The 19014-nt window shown below is 67.9% G+C and carries 15 protein-coding genes; 10 read left to right on the forward strand and 5 right to left on the reverse strand.

Features of this window, described 5'->3' with window-relative positions:
• Window positions 1–102 precede the first annotated feature (102 nt).
• Together ABQY74_RS04215 and ABQY74_RS04220 are read left to right on the forward strand one after the other, a co-directional pair.
• Window positions 103–894 carry a PhzF family phenazine biosynthesis protein gene (locus tag ABQY74_RS04215; RefSeq protein WP_024939443.1) on the forward strand — a complete coding sequence of 264 codons (792 nt, stop codon included), beginning with the start codon at window positions 103–105 and terminating at the stop codon, window positions 892–894.
• The gene (locus ABQY74_RS04220; protein WP_024939442.1) at window positions 891–1817 is read left to right on the forward strand and encodes a DMT family transporter; all 927 of its coding nucleotides are present in this window, start codon (window positions 891–893) and stop codon (window positions 1815–1817) included. Before ABQY74_RS04215 ends, ABQY74_RS04220 begins: the two co-directional genes overlap by 4 nt.
• Before the next feature lie 40 nt (window positions 1818–1857).
• On the opposite strand, the gene ABQY74_RS04225 is transcribed toward ABQY74_RS04220, so the two are convergent.
• Window positions 1858–2196: a hypothetical protein gene (locus tag ABQY74_RS04225; RefSeq protein WP_039509881.1), complete on the reverse strand. Its 339-nt coding sequence runs from the start codon at window positions 2194–2196 to the stop codon at window positions 1858–1860.
• Window positions 2197–3403: 1207 nt separating this feature from the next.
• Here ABQY74_RS04225 and ABQY74_RS04230 point away from each other — a divergent pair.
• From ABQY74_RS04230 to ABQY74_RS04260, 7 genes are all read left to right on the forward strand, one after another.
• On the forward strand, window positions 3404–3496 hold the full coding sequence (locus ABQY74_RS04230; protein WP_006452907.1) for a potassium-transporting ATPase subunit F: 93 nt from the start codon (window positions 3404–3406) through the stop codon (window positions 3494–3496).
• 15 nt (window positions 3497–3511) lie between these two features.
• Window positions 3512–5326: a potassium-transporting ATPase subunit KdpA gene (gene kdpA, locus ABQY74_RS04235; RefSeq protein WP_104575591.1), complete on the forward strand. Its 1815-nt coding sequence runs from the start codon at window positions 3512–3514 to the stop codon at window positions 5324–5326.
• A gap of 11 nt (window positions 5327–5337) precedes the next feature.
• A complete protein-coding gene (gene kdpB / locus ABQY74_RS04240; RefSeq protein ID WP_039515790.1) occupies window positions 5338–7386 on the forward strand; it encodes a potassium-transporting ATPase subunit KdpB in 2049 nt (682 codons plus the stop codon).
• 3 nt (window positions 7387–7389) lie between these two features.
• Entirely contained in the window at window positions 7390–8043 is a 654-nt protein-coding gene (gene kdpC / locus ABQY74_RS04245; RefSeq protein ID WP_104575593.1) for a potassium-transporting ATPase subunit KdpC, read from the forward strand.
• A 62-nt stretch (window positions 8044–8105) separates the two neighbouring features.
• Window positions 8106–10766 (forward strand): sensor histidine kinase KdpD, encoded by a 2661-nt coding sequence (locus ABQY74_RS04250; RefSeq protein WP_104575595.1) that lies wholly within the window; start codon window positions 8106–8108, stop codon window positions 10764–10766.
• The gene (locus tag ABQY74_RS04255; RefSeq protein WP_016903095.1) at window positions 10756–11472 is read left to right on the forward strand and encodes a response regulator; all 717 of its coding nucleotides are present in this window, start codon (window positions 10756–10758) and stop codon (window positions 11470–11472) included. The genes ABQY74_RS04250 and ABQY74_RS04255 overlap by 11 nt, the downstream gene beginning before the upstream one ends.
• Before the next feature lie 289 nt (window positions 11473–11761).
• Complete coding sequence (locus ABQY74_RS04260; RefSeq protein WP_104575664.1) at window positions 11762–13732, forward strand: S9 family peptidase; 1971 nt, start codon at window positions 11762–11764, stop codon at window positions 13730–13732.
• Window positions 13733–13923: 191 nt separating this feature from the next.
• On the opposite strand, the gene ABQY74_RS04265 is transcribed toward ABQY74_RS04260, so the two are convergent.
• The 4 genes from ABQY74_RS04265 to ABQY74_RS04280 are packed head-to-tail and all read right to left on the reverse strand — an operon-like array spanning window position 13924 to window position 17969.
• Entirely contained in the window at window positions 13924–15312 is a 1389-nt protein-coding gene (locus ABQY74_RS04265; protein WP_039530715.1) for an FAD-binding oxidoreductase, read from the reverse strand.
• Window positions 15309–15848 (reverse strand): metal-dependent hydrolase, encoded by a 540-nt coding sequence (locus tag ABQY74_RS04270; RefSeq protein ID WP_349794201.1) that lies wholly within the window; start codon window positions 15846–15848, stop codon window positions 15309–15311. Before ABQY74_RS04270 ends, ABQY74_RS04265 begins: the two co-directional genes overlap by 4 nt.
• Window positions 15849–15865: 17 nt before the next feature.
• A complete protein-coding gene (locus ABQY74_RS04275; RefSeq protein ID WP_039530708.1) occupies window positions 15866–16234 on the reverse strand; it encodes a YraN family protein in 369 nt (122 codons plus the stop codon).
• Window positions 16235–16238: 4 nt separating this feature from the next.
• A complete protein-coding gene (locus ABQY74_RS04280; protein WP_039530705.1) occupies window positions 16239–17969 on the reverse strand; it encodes a penicillin-binding protein activator in 1731 nt (576 codons plus the stop codon).
• Between the two features lie 82 nt (window positions 17970–18051).
• Between ABQY74_RS04280 and rsmI the strand changes: the two genes are divergently transcribed.
• The gene (rsmI, locus tag ABQY74_RS04285) at window positions 18052–18873 is read left to right on the forward strand and encodes a 16S rRNA (cytidine(1402)-2'-O)-methyltransferase (RefSeq protein WP_349794204.1); all 822 of its coding nucleotides are present in this window, start codon (window positions 18052–18054) and stop codon (window positions 18871–18873) included.
• Window positions 18874–19014 lie beyond the last annotated feature (141 nt).

The raw sequence follows: 19014 nt of genomic DNA on the forward strand, positions 1-19014 counted from the left end.
GATTTGCAGCGTATCTGAATCTGTGATGGTCGGGTAGCACGTTGCAGACTGGCCGTGCCCGGTGAGTACGCCAGGTATGGATTTCCTTCAGTGAGGTTGGCCGTGCTGCTTCCTGTGTTTATCGTCGATGCGTTCACCACGGTGCGTTTCAAGGGCAATCCGGCAGCCGTGGTGCCGTTGCAGGCCTGGTTGCCGGAGCCGGTGATGCAGGCCATCGCCAGCGAACACAATCTTTCGGAGACCGCCTTCTTCGTTCGCGACGACAGCGGGGTGTTCGACATCCGCTGGTTTTCTCCGCTCAAGGAGGTCGGCTTCTGCGGGCATGCGACCTTGGCCAGCGCGTTCGTGATCGCGACGCACCAGCTGGCGGCGTTTCCGCTGCGCTTGCGTGCGCCGGCTGTCGGTGAGATCGCCGTTGCCAGGATAGATGAGCACAGCTTCGAACTGCGCTTCCCCAACCAGGAGCCGTCGCTGCTGCAGGTGGTGCCGCACGCGTTGTCTGAGTCGTTATCGATCGCGCCCCAAGCTGTCTATGCGAATGCGCAGGCGTATATCGCCGTCTACGCCGACCAAGCACAGGTGCGTGCGGTGACGCCGGATCTGGGCCGGATGCTGGCGCTGGCGCCGCGCGATGTGGCGGTCACCGCACCAGGCCTTGAGCATGATTTTGTCTCCCGCTATTTCTGGCCGTCCAACGGCGGCAGCGAAGATCCGGTCACCGGATCGATTCATGCCGCGCTTGCGCCGCTGTGGGCGCAGCGGCTAGGCAAGACGCAGCTCACCGCGCTGCAGGCCTCCGCGCGTGGCGGCGAACTGCAGTGTCGGGTCGAGCCGCAGCATGTCTACGTGCGTGGCAGCGCTGTCCAGTATCTGCAGGGAACCATTGCGCTATGAGCACTCCACTATCCGTGCACGCGGTATCGGCCGGCGTTGGGCGACGGGCGGTCTGGCAATTGCTGGTTGCCGAAGTCCTGATCGGTTCGGTCGGCGTGTTCGTCCACGAAAGCGGGCAGGATCCGGTGACGGCGGTGTTCTATCGCTGCCTGTTCGGGGCGCTGTTTCTTACCGTATGTGGCTTGGTCGGTGGACAGCTACGAGGGCTATGGCGCGAGCGCGCGCTGTTGCGCGATGCCATCGTCAGCGGTGTGCTGCTGGTGTTGAATTGGGTGGCGTTGTTCGCCGGCATGGCGCGCTCGTCGATCGGCGTGGCGACCATGGTCTACCACGTGTTTCCGTTCGTGATGTTGCTGCTGGCCGCGTTGTTGCAGGGCGAGCGCACGCGGCGTGCCGATCTGGGCTGGACGTTGCTGGCATTCGTCGGCGTGGCCTGCTCGGCAAACCCGGCGCGGTTGTGGCAGGCGGCCGACCGTGGCTATCTGATCGGCATTGCACTCACGCTGCTGGCGGCGTTGCTATGCGGTGCGTCGCTGCTGATGTCGCGCCGTATCAGCCGCGAGCGGCCGCTGGCGGTGGTGACAGTGCAGTGTTGGGTCGGCACGTTCCTGCTGGCCGGGTTTTCCAGCAGTGCGGCGTTGCATCCGGGCCTGCACTGGCTGTGGTTGGTGGGCCTGGGCGTGATCCACAGCGGCATCGTCTATGTGCTGTTCTATTCGTCCTATCGCCATCTGCATGTGGCCACGATTGCGGTGCTGGCGTTCGTGTATCCGCTGGTGACGCTACTGCTGGACTATCTGCTCTATGGCCACGCATTGGTGCCGGTGCAGTGGCTGGGCCTAGCGCTGATCGTGGTGGGCACGCTGGCGGTGAATCTGAAATGGCGCTGGCCGCGGCGTGTGGCAGACAGCGCACCGGCCTGAGCAAAGTGCCGCCGCGCAGTGCACGCGGCGGCCGTGGAACTTAACGCACGTCGCGCAGTTCCCAGTGGTGCCCAGCCAGGGCCTGCATGCGCTGCTTGAGCAGGTCGCCGGGGATGCTGGTGGTGGCGACCAGGTCCACACGCAGATCGCCCTGCTTGCCGGTAACCGTGGCCGACGGATCGGTCACGCCCAGGCTGGGGTCCACCGCGTCCGGGTCGGCCTGCAGCTGGCGCCAGCGATCGAACCAGGCCGGATCGCGCAAGGCGGCCTGCAACTGTTCGGCAAAGGCCTCGGCACCATGGGCACTAAAGCTCACGCTCGCATCGCCGCCGCGGGCGAGCTTGGGGTCGGGCAGGCTGATCGAGTAGCTGACAGGCATGTGCAAGGACTCTGATGGATGACGCCGGTACGTTAGTGCAGCGGCGGTGAGCGCTCCGTCGACAGGTGTGGACACGTGGGAGCCTCCAGGTGCGGAGTCACGGCTTGTTCCGCGAGCGGGGGAGGGCGCTGTGTGCGCGCCTCGCCAGGTTTTGACGGCATCTGGTGAGCGAGGCTGCGACTCGGAACCCCGGTTGTCTTTGTGTCTTTGTGTATTAGGGATGAGGTCGCGCGGCTAGATCAGTTGTAGAGCGGCTGATCTGCGGCTCCACTGCAGGGCCCTTGCCCGCCCACCGTCGCAGGACACGCCGCAAGTACGTCCGTGTAGGCTCTTACGCGGCATCCATGCCGCGTAAGGTCCCGCGACGGTGGGCGGGCAAGGACCAGTCCAGATGGTCGGTGTGCATGGTTTTTCAAAACAGCCGGTAACGGGTGCGGTGTCCTCGCCGCGCCCTCGACGCTGTGAGTTTGCTGCAGGGCCCTTGCCCGCCCACCCTCGCAGGACACGCCGCAAGTACGTCCATGTAGGCTCTTACGCGGCATCCATGCCGCGTAAGGTCCCGCGACGGTGAGCGGGCAAGGACCAGTCCAGATGGTCGGTGCGCACGGGTAAGCAAGGCGCGGCATGCATCGTTTGCAGCATGGCTAATCAGTTGCCAAGACGAGCCGAGCAGTTAGTAGGCTTTCAATGAAGCAACCTCAAAACGTCCTGGTGCGGTGACCTTGCCGGTTCCGGGACCCTTGGCGGCATGGATGCCGCCAAGGAGCCTCCATGGACGGATTCACGGCGTGTCCCGAAAGTGGTGAGGGCAACGCGCCCTCGACCAACGAGGCTCTGCTCCAACCTCATAACGCCCTGACTCAAAACCTGGTCGTCCTGAGTTGGGACTAGAGGCAGAAGTTACCCGGAAACGACTGCATAGCGTGGAGACGTGACTGCAGACCGTCGCCACGCAGCATTTATGCGGAATTTACGCGGCGGCTGTCGCAGGTCCATAGCGACTTTACGCAACCCGGGCAGACACTGCGCGGGTTGGCGGAGCGGTTCCGCCGTGGACGATCCCGATGCATCCCTTGACCTGTCTGCTCCATCGCCGCTGCGCGCGCGGTGCGGCAGCGCTTTGCCTTGTCGGCCTGCAGACGCTGCATGCGCCGTCGCATCTCGCATCCATCGCGCCGCGTTGCGCGCGTCTCGGGGAGTAGCCGATATGCCTGCCTGGTTGTCCCTGTTGTGCGGCGTGGCCGTACTCGTTGCCGCCGCGTACCTGCTGTACGTGGTCCTGCGCCCCGAAGACTTCTGATGCGAGTGCGCTCCAATGATTGAAACTCTCCTTGTCTACGCGCTGGCCATCGTGCTGGCCTGGCCCCTGGGCCGCTACCTGGCAGCGGTGATGCGCGGCGCCCCGATGCGTGGCGACTTGCTGTTCGGCTGGATCGAACGGCCGTTGTATGCGTTGCTCGGTACCCGCCCGCAGCAGGGCATGTCGTGGCGTGGGTATGCGATGGCGTTCCTGCTGAGCAACCTGGTTGTCGGCCTGCTCACCTGGGCAGTGTTCATGACCCAGGCGTGGCTGCCGTTCAACCCGGACGCCATTCCGAATATGCGTTGGGACACCGCGCTGCACACCATGGTGTCGTTCGTCACCAACACCAATCAGCAGCACTACTCGGGCCAGGCGCAGTTGTCGTATCTGGCGCAGATGACCGGCATCGTCGGCCTGCAGGTGGTGACGCCGATGATGGGCCTGGCATTGGCGGTGGCGACCTTGCGCGCATTGTTCGGTGGGCGAGCGGTCGCAACTGTGTCCGACGCCTTGCCGGCATCCAATGCGACCGCGAGCGCTAAACAGCGGGTGGCCGGACTGGAGGAGCCGGAGATCGTCATGCCGCGCCCGGGGCGGCAGCAGTCGGCTTCCGGATTGGAGGCATTGCCGGAGGCAGACGTCGGCAATTACTGGGCGGATGTGATCCGCGCCAGCGTGCGTGTGTTGCTGCCGCTATGCCTGCTGTGGACCGTGCTGCTCGGCTGGCAGGGCGTGCCCTCCACGCTGCAGGGTGCGGCCACCGCCGCGCCGCTGGATAGTAGCGCCGGCATGCCCAAGCAGACCATTCCGGTCGGGCCGGTTGCGGCGATGGTCGCGGTCAAGCAGCTCGGCACCAACGGTGGCGGCTGGTACGGCCCCAACAGTTCGGTGGCGCTGGAAAATCCCACGCCGCTGAGCAACCTGCTGGAGACCTTGGCGCTGGTGCTGTTGCCGATGAGCGTGGTGTTCATGGTCGGCTACCTGACCGGGCGCAAGCGTCTCACCGCATTGGTATTCGGCACCATGCTGACGATGTCGGTCGCGTCCACCGCGCTGTTGCTGTGGTCCGAAGCGCATTCGGCCAGCGCCAGCTCGGCTGCCTTGATGGAAGGCAAGGAGGTGCGTGTCGGCGCAGATGCGTCTGCGTTGTGGGCGGCCTTGACCACGCAGACCTCCAACGGCTCGGTCAATGCGATGCACGATTCGCTGGCGCCATTGAGCGGCCTGGTCACGCTGGTGGACATGCTGATCAACGCAATCTGGGGCGGCATCGGCTGCGGTCTGCAGCAGTTCGTGGTGTATCTGCTGCTGAGCGTGTTCCTGGCCGGTTTGATGACCGGGCGCACGCCGGAGTTGTTCGGCCGCAAGATCGAGGCGCGCGAGGTGCAGTTGCTTGCGCTGCTGATCCTGCTGCAGCCGTTGGTGGTGCTGGGCTTCACCGCAGTGGCGCTGGCGGTGCCGGCATTTACCGCCAATTCCAATCCCGGCTTCCATGGCATCAGCCAGGTGTTCTACGAGTACACCTCGGCCTTTGCCAACAACGGCTCGGGCTTCGAAGGCCTGGGCGATGCGACGTACTGGTGGAACCTGAGTTGCTCGGCGGTGCTGGCACTGGGCCGCTATCCCGCGCTGATCCTGCCGCTGATGGTGGCCGCGCGCATGGCGGTGAAGCGGCGCGCGCCGGAATCGGCCGGCAGCCTGCAAATCGAAACGCCAACCTTCGCGCTGACCCTGATGGCGATCGTGCTGGTGCTCACCGTGCTGCAGTTCATGCCGGCACTGGTGCTGGGTCCTATCGCTGAACACCTCGCCCTGGCGGCGTCCTGAGAGTTTGAGCAATGTCTACGATCGATACGACTGAAAAACGCGCGCGCGGTGACGCGGCGTTGTTCGACGCCGCCGTGCTGGTGGCGGCGATGCGCGCGGCCTTCCTCAAGTTGGCGCCGCGGCATCTGCTGCGCAGCCCGGTGATGGCGGTGGTGATGGGTGGCACGCTGCTGGCGGCGGTGATCACCGCCAGCGGGTATGGCAATGCCGGGTTCGGCTGGGCGGTGACGGCGATCCTGTTCGTCACCGTGCTGTTCGGCAATTTCGCCGAGGCCATCGCCGAGGCGCGCGGGCGTGGGCAGGCCGCATCGCTGCGGCGTGCGCGCAAGGATCTGGTCGCCCGCCGGGTGGAAACCGCACTCGGCGGCCGCGAGACCCGCGTGCCGGCGGCGGAACTGCGCCCGGGCGACTACGTGATGGTGTCCGAAGGCGAATTCGTCCCGGCCGATGGCGAGATCGTGCGCGGCGTTGCAACGATCAACGAAGCGGCGGTCACCGGCGAATCGGCACCGGTACTGCGCGAGGCCGGCACCGATCGCAGTGGCGTGATCGGCGGAACGCGCGTGCTCTCCGATGAGATCGTGTTCAAGGTCACCGCCGAGCCGGGGCATAGTTTCCTGGATCGCATGATCGCCTTGGTGGAAGGCGCCAACCGGCAGAAGACGCCGAACGAAATTGCGCTGACCTTGCTGCTGGCGGCGATGACGCTGACCTTCCTGATCGTGGTGGCCTCGCTGCCGGCGATCGCCGGCTTCGTCGGCGTCACGCTGGACCCGCTGCTGCTGATCGCGCTGCTGGTGTGCCTGATCCCGACCACCATCGGCGGGCTGTTGCCGGCGATCGGCATTGCCGGCATGAACCGCGCGCTGTCTGCCAATGTGCTGGCCAAATCCGGCAAGGCGGTGGAAGTGGCCGGCGACGTGGACGTGCTGTTGCTCGACAAGACCGGCACCATCACCTACGGCGACCGGCAGGCCACCGCGTTCCATCCGCTGGCCGGTATCGACCGTGCGCAGCTGCGCGATGCGGCAATGCTGGCCTCGCTGGCCGACCCGACGCCGGAAGGCAAGTCCATCGTCAAGCTGGCACGCCAGCAGGGCGCGGTGGCGGTCGAGCCGGAGGGCGCGCATTTCATCGGCTTCACCGCGCAAACCCGCATGTCCGGCGTGGATCTGGCCGGGCGCAGCATCCGCAAGGGTGCCGGCGATGCGATCGTGGCCTATGTGCAGGCGCAGGGCGCCACGGTGTCGCCGGAGTTGAACGGCCGCATCGAAGAAGTCGCGCGTGGCGGCGCCACCCCGCTGGTGGTGGCCGAAGGCCGGCATGTGCTGGGCGTGGTCGAGCTGAGCGATGTGGTCAAGCAAGGCATCAAGGAAAAGTTTGCGCAGCTGCGTGCGATGGGCATCAAGACGGTGATGATCACCGGCGACAACCCGCTCACGGCCGCCGCGATTGCCGCCGAAGCCGGCGTGGACGACTACATCGCCCAGGCGCGCCCGGAAGACAAGCTGGCCCGCATCCGCGCCGAGCAGGCCGGCGGGCGGCTGGTGGCGATGGTCGGCGACGGTACCAACGATGCGCCGGCGCTTGCCCAGGCCGACGTGGGCCTGGCGATGAACTCCGGCACGCAGGCGGCCAAGGAGGCCGGCAACATGGTCGATCTGGATTCGGATCCGGCCAAACTGCTGGCGGTGGTCGAGGTGGGCAAGCAGCAGCTGATCACGCGCGGTGCGTTGACCACGTTCTCGTTGGCCAACGATGTGTCCAAGTACTTCGCGATCCTGCCGGCGCTGTTTGCCGCGGCGATTCCGTCGATGGCCGCGCTCAACGTGATGCAGTTGTCCAACCCGCGGCATGCGGTGCTGGCGGCGTTGATCTTCAATGCGCTGATCATCCCGGCATTGATTCCGCTGGCGTTGCGCGGCGTGCGCTTTCGCCCGTCCAGCGCCACGGCCCTGCTGCGCCGGAACATGCTGATGTACGGCGTGGGTGGCGTGTTGCTGCCGTTTGCCGCCATCAAGTTGATCGACCTGGCGCTTGTCGCCACTTTGGGGAACTGAGTCATGACGATTTCTTCGAAAACCGGTACGTCCACGGCGCAGCCGTTGCGCGACGACGGCGCCCTGCGCGGGGCGGTGATGCTGGCGTTGTTCATCCTGCTGGGCCTGGGCCTGAGCTATTCGCTGGTCGCCACCGGCATCACCGGCGCGCTGTTCCCCGAACAGGCGCACGGCTCGTTGCTGCGCGATGACGCGCGCGTGGTGGGCTCGGCCCTGGTGGCGCAGCCGTTTGCCAATGCGCGCTATTTCCAGCCACGCCCCTCGGCGGCCAAGTACGACCCGAGCGCGGCGGCCGGCAGCAACCAGGCGCGCTCCAATCCCGACCTGCAGAGCCGCATCGCCGCCACGCGCGCCGAGGTGGCTGCACGCGACGGCATCGCACCGGAGGCGGTCCCCGCCGAGCTGATCACCCAGTCCGGCAGTGGCCTGGATCCACACCTGAGCCCGGCCGGTGCCCAGGTCCAGGTGCGCCGGGTCGCCGCCGCGCGCGGCTGGCCGGAACAGCGCGTGGCCGCGCTGGTACAGGCCGCCACCGAACAGCCACAGTTCGGCCTGCTCGGGCAGCCGCGGGTGAATGTGCTGGCACTGAACCTGGCGCTGGAGCGTGCGGGGAATGGGGAGTCGGGAATCGGGAATGGGGTGAAGCAAAAGCACTAGGATCATCGGGCAGCTGTAGGCTTTGCGATTCCCCATTCCCCATTCCCCATTCCCCATTCCTGATGATTGACGCCCGCACCCAACAAGCCGACGCGCTGATCGGCGAACTGCAGCGCGAACATGGCGGGCGCCTGACCGTGTTTCTGGGCGCAGCGCCCGGGGTGGGCAAGACCTACGCCATGCTGTCGCGGGCGCGCGAGCGCCTGCGCCAGGGCATGGACGTGGTGGCCGGGGTAGTGGAAACCCATGGCCGCAGCGAAACCGCGGCACTGCTGGATGGTCTGCCGCTGCTGCCGCGCACCCGCATCAACTATCAGGGCCGGGAGCTGGAAGAACTCGACCTGGACGCGTTGCTGGCGCGCAAGCCGAAGCTGGCGCTGATCGACGAGCTGGCCCATCGCAACGTGCCGGGCAGCCGGCACGAGCGGCGCTGGCAGGATATCGTGGAACTGCTCGATGCCGGCATCGATGTCTACACCACGGTCAACATCCAGCACCTGGAAAGCCTCAACGACATCGTGCTGCGCATCACCGGCGTGCGCGTGTCCGAAACCGTGCCCGATGCGGTGTTCGACCGCCTGCGCGACATCGTGCTGGTGGACCTGCCGCCGCGCGAACTGATCGAGCGCCTGCAGCAGGGCAAGGTGTATCTGCCCGAGCAGGCGACGCAGGCCTTGCAGGCGTTCTTTTCGCCTTCCAACCTTACCGCGCTGCGCGAGCTGGCGATGCAGACCGCGGCCGACCGCGTCGACAGCGATCTGCGCGACACCCAGGCCGCACGCGGTTTGCCGGGCACTGCCGCCTTGCGCCGCCGCGTGGTGGTGGCCATCGATGGGCGTGGCAGCTCGGATTATCTGGTGCGGGTGGCGCGGCGGTTGTCCGAACGACGCGATGCCCCGTGGACGGTGGTCACCGTGCAGACGCGCACCGTGGCCGACTCCGCCTGGCAGCTGGAGATCGACCGCGCGTTCGCACTGACACGCCGCCTAGGAGGCGATACCGCGCTGCTGCACGGCGCCAACGTCGCCGAGGCGTTGCTGGATTTCGCCGCGCAAAACGGCGTGTCCACGCTGGTGCTGGGGCGCACGCGCGAGCGCCCGCTGGCGCGCATGTTCAACCGCACGCTGACCCAGCAACTGCTGCAGCGAGGCGCGCATTACGAACTGGTCATCGTCAGTTCCGCCGATGCGCGCGCACGCGCACGCCAGCGTTGGCGCAATCCGCGCCAGTGGCTGCAGCGTTACGACCTGGCCTTCGCGGCGATCGCCGCCGCTGCCGCGGTCGCGGTGGCGTGGGTGATCCAGCGCTGGACCGACATCGACGATCTGTCGATGGTGTTCATCGTCGCGGTGGTGCTGGTGGCCTCGCGCACGCGCATGGCTGCCGCGGTGATCGCCGCGCTGCTGAGTTTTGTCGCCTACAACTTCTTCTTCATCGAACCGCGCTTCACCCTGCACATCAGCGCGCGCCAGGGCGTGGTGACGGTGTGCCTGTTCCTGATCGCCGCCCTGGTCGCCGGCCGCCTGGCCTCGCGCCTGCGCAGCCAGGTGCTGGCCTTGCGCGCTGCCAATGCGCATGCCAATGCGCTGCAGACGCTGGCCCGCGAGCTCAGCACCGCCGCCGACCTGGGGCAGGTGCTGGAAGCCGGCCGTCGCGCGCTGGCCACGGCACTGGATGCCGAGGCCTGGCTGCGTCTGGAGCAGCGCGAAAGCGATGCGCCGGCCAGCTTCGGCGCACTCGATCGCAGCGCGGCGGACTGGACCCAGCGCCACGGTCAACCGGCCGGCCGCTTCACCGATACGCTGGCCGGTGCGCAGTGGTGGTGCCTGCCGGTGCGGCACGAACGCGGCAGCCTGGGGGTGGCCGCGCTGCGCTTCCGTCAGAGCGTGCAGCGGCCCGGCCTGGAGGAGCGTCGGCTGGCCGAAGCGATGGTGGAGGACATCGGCCAGGCGGCGCTGCGCACGCGCCTGGTCGCCGATCTGGAAGGCGCGCGTGTCAGTGGCGAAACCGAGCGCCTGCGCTCGGCCTTGCTGTCCTCGGTTTCGCACGATCTGCGCTCGCCGCTGGCCTCGATGATCGGCTCGGCCAGCAGCCTGGCCAGCTACGGCGATGCGATGGACGCGCAGGACCGCCACAGCCTGCTCGACACCATCCAGCTCGAAGGCGAGCGGCTGGATCGCTACATCCAGAACCTGCTCGACATGACCCGGCTCGGCCACACCGGGCTGACCTTGAAGCGCGACTGGATCGGTGTGGACGAGCTGATCGGCTCGGCCACGCGGCGGCTGCAGCGCTACCAGCCGGCGGTGCGCCTGCAACTGGATCTGGCCGCCGACCTGCCGGCGATCTGGGTGCACCCGGCGCTGGTGGAACAGGCCATCTTCAACGTGCTGGAGAATGCGGCGAAATTTTCGCCGCCAGGAGTTGCGGTGACCGTGCAAGCGCGGCTGCAGGCCGGCGCGCTGCAGATCGATATCGGCGACCAGGGTCCCGGCATTCCCGAGGACGAGCGCGCGCGCATTTTCGACATGTTCTACAGCGTGGAGCGTGGCGACCGCGGCCGTCACGGCACCGGGCTGGGCCTGACCATCTGCCAGGGCATGATCGGCGCGCATGGCGGCAGCGTGGAGGCGCTGGCCGGCGCCGATGGTCACGGCACCACGATCCGCATTACGCTGCCGTTGCTCGTTCCCGCTGCGCCACCCCGCCCCGATGCCGACTGACCCCACTGCCATCCCGCCTGCCCGCGTGCTGATCGTCGACGACGAGCCGCAGATCCGCCGCTTTCTCGACATCAGCCTGCGTGCGCAGGGTTACCGCGTGCTGCAGGCCGGCACCGCTGAGGAGGGCTTGGCCACGCTGGCCGGGCAGGGCGCCGAACTGGTGGTGCTGGACATCGGCCTGCCCGATCGCGATGGCCACGAGGTGCTGCGCGAGATACGCCAGTGGTCCAACGTGCCGGTGATCATGCTCACCGTGCGCGCCGGCGAAACCGAAAAGGTCGCCGCGCTCGATGCCGGCGCCAACGACTACGTCACCAAGCCGTTCGGCGTGCAGGAACTGATGGCGCGCATCCGCGCGCTGCTGCGCCAGGCCGGCGCCGGCAGCACGGTGGAAGAGAGCGTGTTCGACGACGGCCGCTTGCACATCCACCTGGGCCTGCGCGAGGTCACCCTCGATGGCGAGGCGGTGCCCTTGAGCCGCAAGGAATACGCTTTGCTCGCGCTGCTGCTCAAGCACGCCGGCCGCGTGGTCACCCAGCCGCAACTGCTGCGCGAGGTGTGGGGCCCCACCCACGAGGAAGACACCCATTACCTGCGCATCCTGGTCGGCAAGCTGCGCCAGAAACTGCACGACGATGCCGCCGACCCGCATTACATCGTCACCGAACCGGGCGTGGGTTTGCGCTTTATCGGGGTGACGCGCTGACCGGCGCAGCGCAGCTGTTTTGTGGCGACGGCGCGGACAGCTTGAGCGAGATCCGGTTGTCCCGAACGGTGCAAAACCTGTCGGGCATTCGGTCGCGCGATGCGGGAGTCCGCAAGCACATGGGTGCAATGCGGCCAGGACCGCGCCCTGATGGAGGTGCCCTGGAACGAGACCAGGGGCGGGCCAAGGACATGGTCTGGAACGCGTTGCAGGTGCTTTCACGCCGCCGCTAATGGCATGCCAACATGCGCGGCGCAGCATGCGTCGGCATTTGGAAGAGGTGGGTGACATGCGGTATCGCTTCGGTGTGTTGTGGCTGTTGTCGGCTTGGCTGTTGTTGAGCGGCTGCGCGTTTGCACAGACCGTGCCGACGCCTGCGCAGATCATGCAGCTGCGCAGCGTGGGCGACCCCCAGATCAGTCCGGATGGTCGCCGCATTGCCTACACCGTCGCCATCCCGCAGGCGCAAGGCAAGCCGCCGCTCAGCAAGATTTGGCAGATACCCGCACGCGGTACCGCTGCCGCGGTGCCGATGCCCTCAACCGATGAGGCCAACGACCAGCATCCACGCTGGTCTGCGGATGGCCGAAGGCTGCTCTTCCTGTCGACGCGGCCGTTGCCGGACGACGCCACCCGCGAGCAACTGGCGCCAGCTCAGGTCTGGCAACAGATCGGAGGGGCGGCACCGCAGCTGCTGACGCGTTCGGCTGGCGAGGTCAGTGAGTTCTCGTTGTCGCCCGATGCGCGCCAGATCGCGTACCTGGCGCTGGATCCGCCCACCGCGCAGGCAACGGCCGATGCGGACGCAAAGCGCGATGCCGTGCAGATCGAACGGCCAACCCGGTTTTCACGGGTGTGGGTGCGTGATCTGCAGAGCGGCCTGACGCGTGTGCTGACGCCGCCCGGCCTGCAGGTGCACGACCTGGCCTGGTCACCGGACGGCCGGCAACTGGCGCTGCGCGTGTCCGACGGCACCACGCTCAACGACTACTGGTACGCATCGCGCGTGCAGCTGTTGGCGCTGCAGGACGGCGTGCTTGGTGCGGTGCTGGAGCCGCATGCCTCGGCATTGCCATTGCAATGGTCACCGGATGGCAGCCGGCTGCTGTATGGGCAACTTGGCGAGCACGGCATGGTGGCGCATCTGGTGGTGCAGCAGCTGCGCAGTCAGCGGCGTGTGGTGCTGGCACAGGACTGGCCCGGCACCTTGTGGCTGGCGCGCTGGCAAAACGACGGCAGCTTGATCGGCGAAGGGTTGCAAGGCGTACGTGGCGCCTTTCTGCGCATCGATGCCGACAGCGGGCGCTGGAAGCCGCTTGCCCGGCCGCAGATTCCGTATCAGGCATTCACCGTTGCGCGCAATGGCGATATCGCCTATCTCGGTCTGCGTGATGACCAGCCTGCCGAGGTCTGGACGCTGCGCGCGGGTCAACTCGCGCAGCGCAGTAACACCAATCCACAGGTCGCCACCTGGGCGCACGGCCAGCTGCGCGAATTGCGCTGGACTTCATCGCGCGATGGGCGATCGATCGCGGGCGTGTTGGTCACGCCGCCCGGCTGGAAGGCGGGAACGCCGTTGCCGACCTTGGTGCAGATCCACGGGGGACCGGGAGCTGCCTGGGCATCCGGCTGGTTGGGGTCCTGGCATGACTGGGCGCAACTGCTGTCCACCCATGGTTACGCGGTGCTGTTGCCCAACCCGCGCGGTTCCGAAGGGCAGGGTGCGGCGTTTACCGAGCTGGCGCGCCACGACTGGGGCGGTGCGGATTTTCAGGATGTGCTCGACGGCGTGGACCAACTCGAACGCGAGGGCGTGATCGATCCTGCGCGTCTGGCCATCGGCGGCTGGAGCTATGGCGGTTATCTGTCTGCATGGGCGGTGACGCAGTCATCGCGCTTCAGGACCGCCATCGTCGGTGCAGGCGTGGTCGATATCGGCGCCATGGCATTGACCACCGATGTGCCCGATTACCTGCCAGGCTATTTCGGCGACCCGGTGCGCAACCGTGTCGAATACGACGCACACTCGCCGATACGCTACGCCGACAAGGTGCAGGTGCCGGTGCTGATCTTGCATGGGCAGGCCGACCGACGCGTACCGCCATCGCAGGGCGACATGTTGTACCGCGCGCTGAAACTGCAGGGCACAGCGGTCGAGCAGGTGACCTATCCGCGTGGCCCGCACTGGTTTTACGAAACCGAGCATGGCGTGGATGTGCAGCGGCGCGTGCTGGATTGGCTGGATGCGCAGTTGCGTTGAGTTGCGGCGGTGCTGATCCGCAGCTCATCGTTGCTGCGGCGGACACTCTGTCGACTTCGACTTCGACTTCGACTTCGACGCCGATGATCGTGCCATCGGCGCACAGCGCTCTCCGACGCCGGAAACGAGCCAGGCCAATGCAGCGTTCACCGGATCACGTTCGGCAATCCAGCTGCAACGCTGCAAGCGGGTCACTCAACGGGTGGCAACACCTTGCCCGGGTTGAGAATCCCGTCCGGATCCAGTGCGGCCTTGATCGCGCGCATCGCCGCCAGCGTTGGTGCGCTGAAGGCCTGGGCCATGAAGTCGCGCTTGGCCACGCCGATGCCATGCTCGCCGGAGAGCGTGCCTTCCAGCGCCAGCACCAGCGCAAACAGGCGTGGCAATGCGGCATGCGCGCGTGCGTCTTCGTCGGCATCGGCCGGGTCGTACATGATGTTGACGTGCAGGTTGCCGTTGCCGGCATGGCCGAAGGCGACGATGGGCAACGCGAATTCGGCGGCAAGCGCTTCCACGCCGGCCACCAGTTCGGGGATGCGCGAGACCGGCACCACCACGTCCTCGTTGATTTTGCCCGGCTTGATCGTGCGCAGTGCCGGCGACAGCGCACGCCGCGCGGCCCACAACCTGTCGCGCGCGCTGCCATCGGCGGCCACGTCCAGGCTCACCACGCCCTCGCCATCGGCGGCATCGTGCAAGGCCTGCAATGCGTAGGGCAGGGTGTCGTGATCGCCATCGGCTTCGATCAGCAGCATCGCACCGGCCTCGGGCACATCGCTGCCGTTGCGGCGCAGTAATGCGATCGCACTGGCATCCATGAATTCCAGCATCGTCGGCGTGGTCGGTTGCGCCATGATGCGCGAGACCGCCGCCGCGGCGCTGGAAGCATCGCGATACAGCGCGCGCACGCCGGCTTGCGCGACCGCGCGCGGCGTCAGCTTCAAGGTCGCTTCGACGATGATCGCCAGGGTGCCTTCGCTGCCGACCAGCAGATGCGTCAGGTCGTAGCCGGTGGAATTTTTCGTATACGCGCCGCCGCAGCGGATCACCTCGCCGGTGCCGGTCACAGCGACCAGACCGAGCACGTTGTCGCGGGTGGCGCCGTATTTCACCGCGCGCGGGCCGCCGGCATTGGTGGCCAGATTGCCGCCGACGCTGCAGATGTCCGCGCTGGACGGATCCGGCGGCCAGAACAGGCCATGCGGCTGCAAGGCCTGCTGCAATTGGCCGTTGAGCAGGCCTGGTTGCACGATGGCGCAGCGATCGGCCGGACGCAGCGCAAGGATGCGATCCATGCGTGCCATCGACACCACCACGCCGCCGGAAAACGGCACCGCCGCACCGGTGGTGCCGGTGCCGGCGCCGCGCGCCACGATCGGCACGCCATGCGCACGGCAGGCCTGCACGATCGCCACCACATCCTCGGTATCGCCCGGCAAGGCGACGGCGGCGGGCAATGCCCAGCGGCGCGAATCGTCCTCGCCATAGCGGCGCCGTGCGTCGTCGCCGGTCAACCAGCCATCGGGGCCAAGCCGCGCGGCCAGCAACGCGGCCAGGGCAGTGGGAAGCACATCGGTCATGAAGTGTGATCCTGTGGTGCCGCGCGCTGGATGCATTTCCATCCCAGCACCGCGACGGTGAACGGCAACCAGACCCAGCGCAGCTCGGAGAGCAGCGTGGCAAGGCCGCGCGCATTGAAGAAACCGTTGGCGAAGGGCGACACGCCAATCGGCCGCCATGGCGCGAACCAGCGCGCCTCGCTCCAGGGCCAGGTCAACGCAACGCCAAGTCCGCCGGAGGTCATCGCATCCAGCAACGGATGCGATGCGGCGCAGACGAACAAGAACGCTGCTGCCTGCAGCGCGTCCGCGCGCAACAGGCGATGTGCAACACCACCGAGTAGCGCGATCAGCCCGGCAAACAGCAACGAGTGGCTGGCACCGCGATGGCCGAACGCATCTGCATACGGAACATGCAACGCGAACGCCAGCACATCGGCGTCGGGCAACATCGCCGCGACGATGCCGGCACCGAGCAGGCGCGGCGACAGGCGGCCGCGTTCACTGGCGCACCAGAGCGCCAGCGGCACCGCGGCATGGCTGATGATGGTCGGCATCGCGCGTGAGTCGTTCGTCAGCAATCGTCGGCGCGGAAGGCGTCGCGGATCCAGTTCAGCACCGGCGGCTCGCCGCTGGCTTCCACCACATCGAAGCGGCACGGCAAGGTCGCCAGCGCCGGGTGATAGGCAAGGAACAACTGCGCGGCCAGCACCAGCTTGCGGCGCTTGCGCGCATCCACCGATGCCGCGCCGCCGCCGAAGCGGTTGTCGCGGCGATAGCGCACTTCCACGAACACCAGTGCCTGGCCGTCGCGCATCACCAGATCCAGTTCGCCGCCGCGGTAGTTGGCATTGCCCACCACCAGCTGCAACCCGGCCTGCTCCAGCAGCGTGCGTGCGGCCGCCTCCACCGCCGCACCCCGCTGCTGGCGCGCTGCCGGCATGGCGTCAACGGCCGTCGGCGATCGGCACCGGGCGGCCACCGTTGAAGGTGGACCAGGCCGGGGTGCGCAGCACGTTGCCGAAGCCATCCAGATGCAGCGTGCCGGTGGCGCCGCGCAGGCCGCCGTCGGTGCCGGTGGCGAGTTTTTCCAGATATGCGCTGATCTTCCAGGCGTCGTAGCCGAACGCGAACAGGCGCGCGCCGGGTCCGCGTGCGCTGGGCAGCGTGCTGGCAACCTGGGTGGAGGCCGGCAGCCCGGACACGCCCAGCGCGGTCCAGGTCTCGCTTGGGTAGATGATGCCGTCCAGGGCCAGGTCGTCTTCGACCTTGCCGGTGCCGGCCACCAGCTGCGAGGTGCCCACGCGCGACTTGCCGGCGAATCCGCTCAAGGCCAGTTGCGGCGCCAGCGCGCGCGCGGTGTTGCCGCGCACTGCCAGGAACACTGCATCGGCAGCACCGTAGTTACGCAGCTGCGCACCGATATCGCCCGGTACCTCGGCCACGCTGATGCTGCCGGCGACGCTGCCGCCGCGTTCGGTGAAGCGGTCGCGGAAGGCCTTGATGGTGCGCTTGCCGTTGTCGTCGCTGGTGCCGACGATCAGCACGTTGCGGCGCTCGCGCGAAAGCAGGTATTCGGCGGCCATGATGCCGTCGTCTTCCGGCGCCAGCGAGAAGCCGGCGCTGCCGCTGGGTGGTGCCTTGTTGTCGGTGGGGCGGTTGAGCGCCAGCACCGGCACTGCCAGCTGGCCACGTGCGAACACGGCGCTGACTTCGTCGCGACCCAGCGGGCCGACCACGTAGTCGACCCCGGCGCTCACCGCCTTGTCGTAGGCGGCATTGGCGCCGGCGGCGGTGCCGGCGGTATCGAAGAAGCGCAGTTCCGGGCGGCGGCGGGTTTCGGCGTAGTAACCGGCCAGCAGGCCGTCGCGCACCGGCGCCGAGGCGGTGGCCAGGCTGCCGCTGAGCGGCAGCAGCACGCCCAGCTTGACCGGCGGGCGATAGCCGTCGCGTTCGGCCGGCGGGCGCTTGCTGGTGTCAAAGCCCCATTGCGCGTCGCGATCGAACGCGCGTGGCAGCGCCAGCCCGCGGCTGATCAAGGCGCGGCCGGCAAAGTTGTACAGCGGGTCGCCCGCCGGCAGCGCCGCGGTGCGGCCCTTCAGCGTGGCGTCGTCGAGTGCGGCGAGCAGGCGCACGATCGCGCGCTGGTTCTCGCTGCGCGGGGTGCCGGTCAGGCTGGCGTCGGCGCGTGCGCGGTCGGCGGCGGCCCCGAACAGGTCGCCGGTGCCTTCCAGTGCGGCGGCGCGTGCCAGCAGCCAGCGGGTCTGCAGCGGCTGCGGCAGGCCTTGCGGGCTGTCGCCCAGGGCCTGCAGCGCCTGCGCGGCCTGCTTGTCGATCACCGCCAGCTCGCCGGTCAATAGCGCGAAGCGGGCGCGGTCTTCGCCGCTGAGATGGCGCGGGGTCACCTGCGCCAGCAGCGTGCGCGCACGTGCGTCATCGCCGGCGTCGTGCCAGCCGAATGCAGACGCGGCCAGCAGGCGGCTGCGCTGCGCACCGCTGGCGCTGGCCGCCTCGGCTTCCAGTTGCTGCGCCGCCTCGCGCGGCTTGCCCTGGTCCAGCAACGCCAGCGCCGCGCTCTGGGTCGGCGAGGCGGTCTGGGTCACGCTGCTGGTGGCGCAGCCGGCGGCCAGCATCACCATCAGCGACAGGGCGGAGATCCTTGCAACACGCTTGTTCATTTCAGATCCATTGGACGGGGCCCGCCGGGGCGGACCGTTAAAAACGCTACGATTCTACCCTTTGCCCTACGGAATACCGTTGATGACCTCCCCCGGAACCCTGCACGTGGTCGCCACGCCGATCGGCAACCTGGCCGACCTGTCGCCGCGTGCGCAGGAGGTGCTGCGTGGCGTGGCCGCGATCTGCGCCGAAGACACCCGCCATACCCGCCAGCTGCTCGGCCATTTCGGCATCGACCGCCCGTTGCTGGCCCTGCACGACCACAACGAAGAGGCCATGTCCGAGCGCATCGTCGCGCGCCTGCGCGAGGGCGAGTCGCTGGCCATCGTCAGCGACGCCGGCACCCCGCTGGTCAGCGACCCCGGCTTCAAGCTGGTGCGCGCCGCCCGCGCGGCCGGGATCCGGGTCAGCCCGGTGCCAGGTGCCTGCGCCGCCATCGCCGCGCTCAGCGTGGCCGGCCTGCCCAGCGACCGTTTCGGCTTCGAGGGCTTTCTGCCGGCCAAGAGCGCCGCCCGCCGCGAGCGCCTGGCGCACCTGGCCGGGGAAACCCGCACCCTGGTGTTCTACGAGTCCTCGCACCGCATCGTCGAGTCGCTGGCCGACCTGCGCGGGGCCTTCGGCGACGAGCGCCCGGCGGTGATCGCCCGCGAGCTGACCAAGCTGTTCGAAACCGTGCTCGACGGCACCCTGGCCGAGCTGCAGGCCAGAGTCGAAGCCGACGACAACCAGCGCAAGGGCGAGTTCGTGGTGATGGTGCAGGGCGCCGCCGACGCCGCCGAAGGCCAGCTGGGCGAAGGCCGCCGCGTCTACGCCAAGCTGGCCGAACACCTGCCGCCGTCTACCGCCGCCAAGCTGGCCGCCGAGCTGACCGGTGCGCCGCGCAAGGCCTTGTATGGCGGCTAGGTGTGCTGTTGCAGGAGCGCGTTGACCTGTAGTGGGATTTTTCTCGGTAAGGCCTCTCGCGCCCGGGTGCGCTCCTACGGGCAATTGCGGGCCTGCCGGCGATGGCGGGGCCGGCTCGCGGCGCCGTTCTGAAAGGTGGCG

This window comes from Xanthomonas sp. WHRI 7064 (assembly GCF_040202355.2).
Taxonomy (GTDB): domain Bacteria; phylum Pseudomonadota; class Gammaproteobacteria; order Xanthomonadales; family Xanthomonadaceae; genus Xanthomonas; species Xanthomonas arboricola.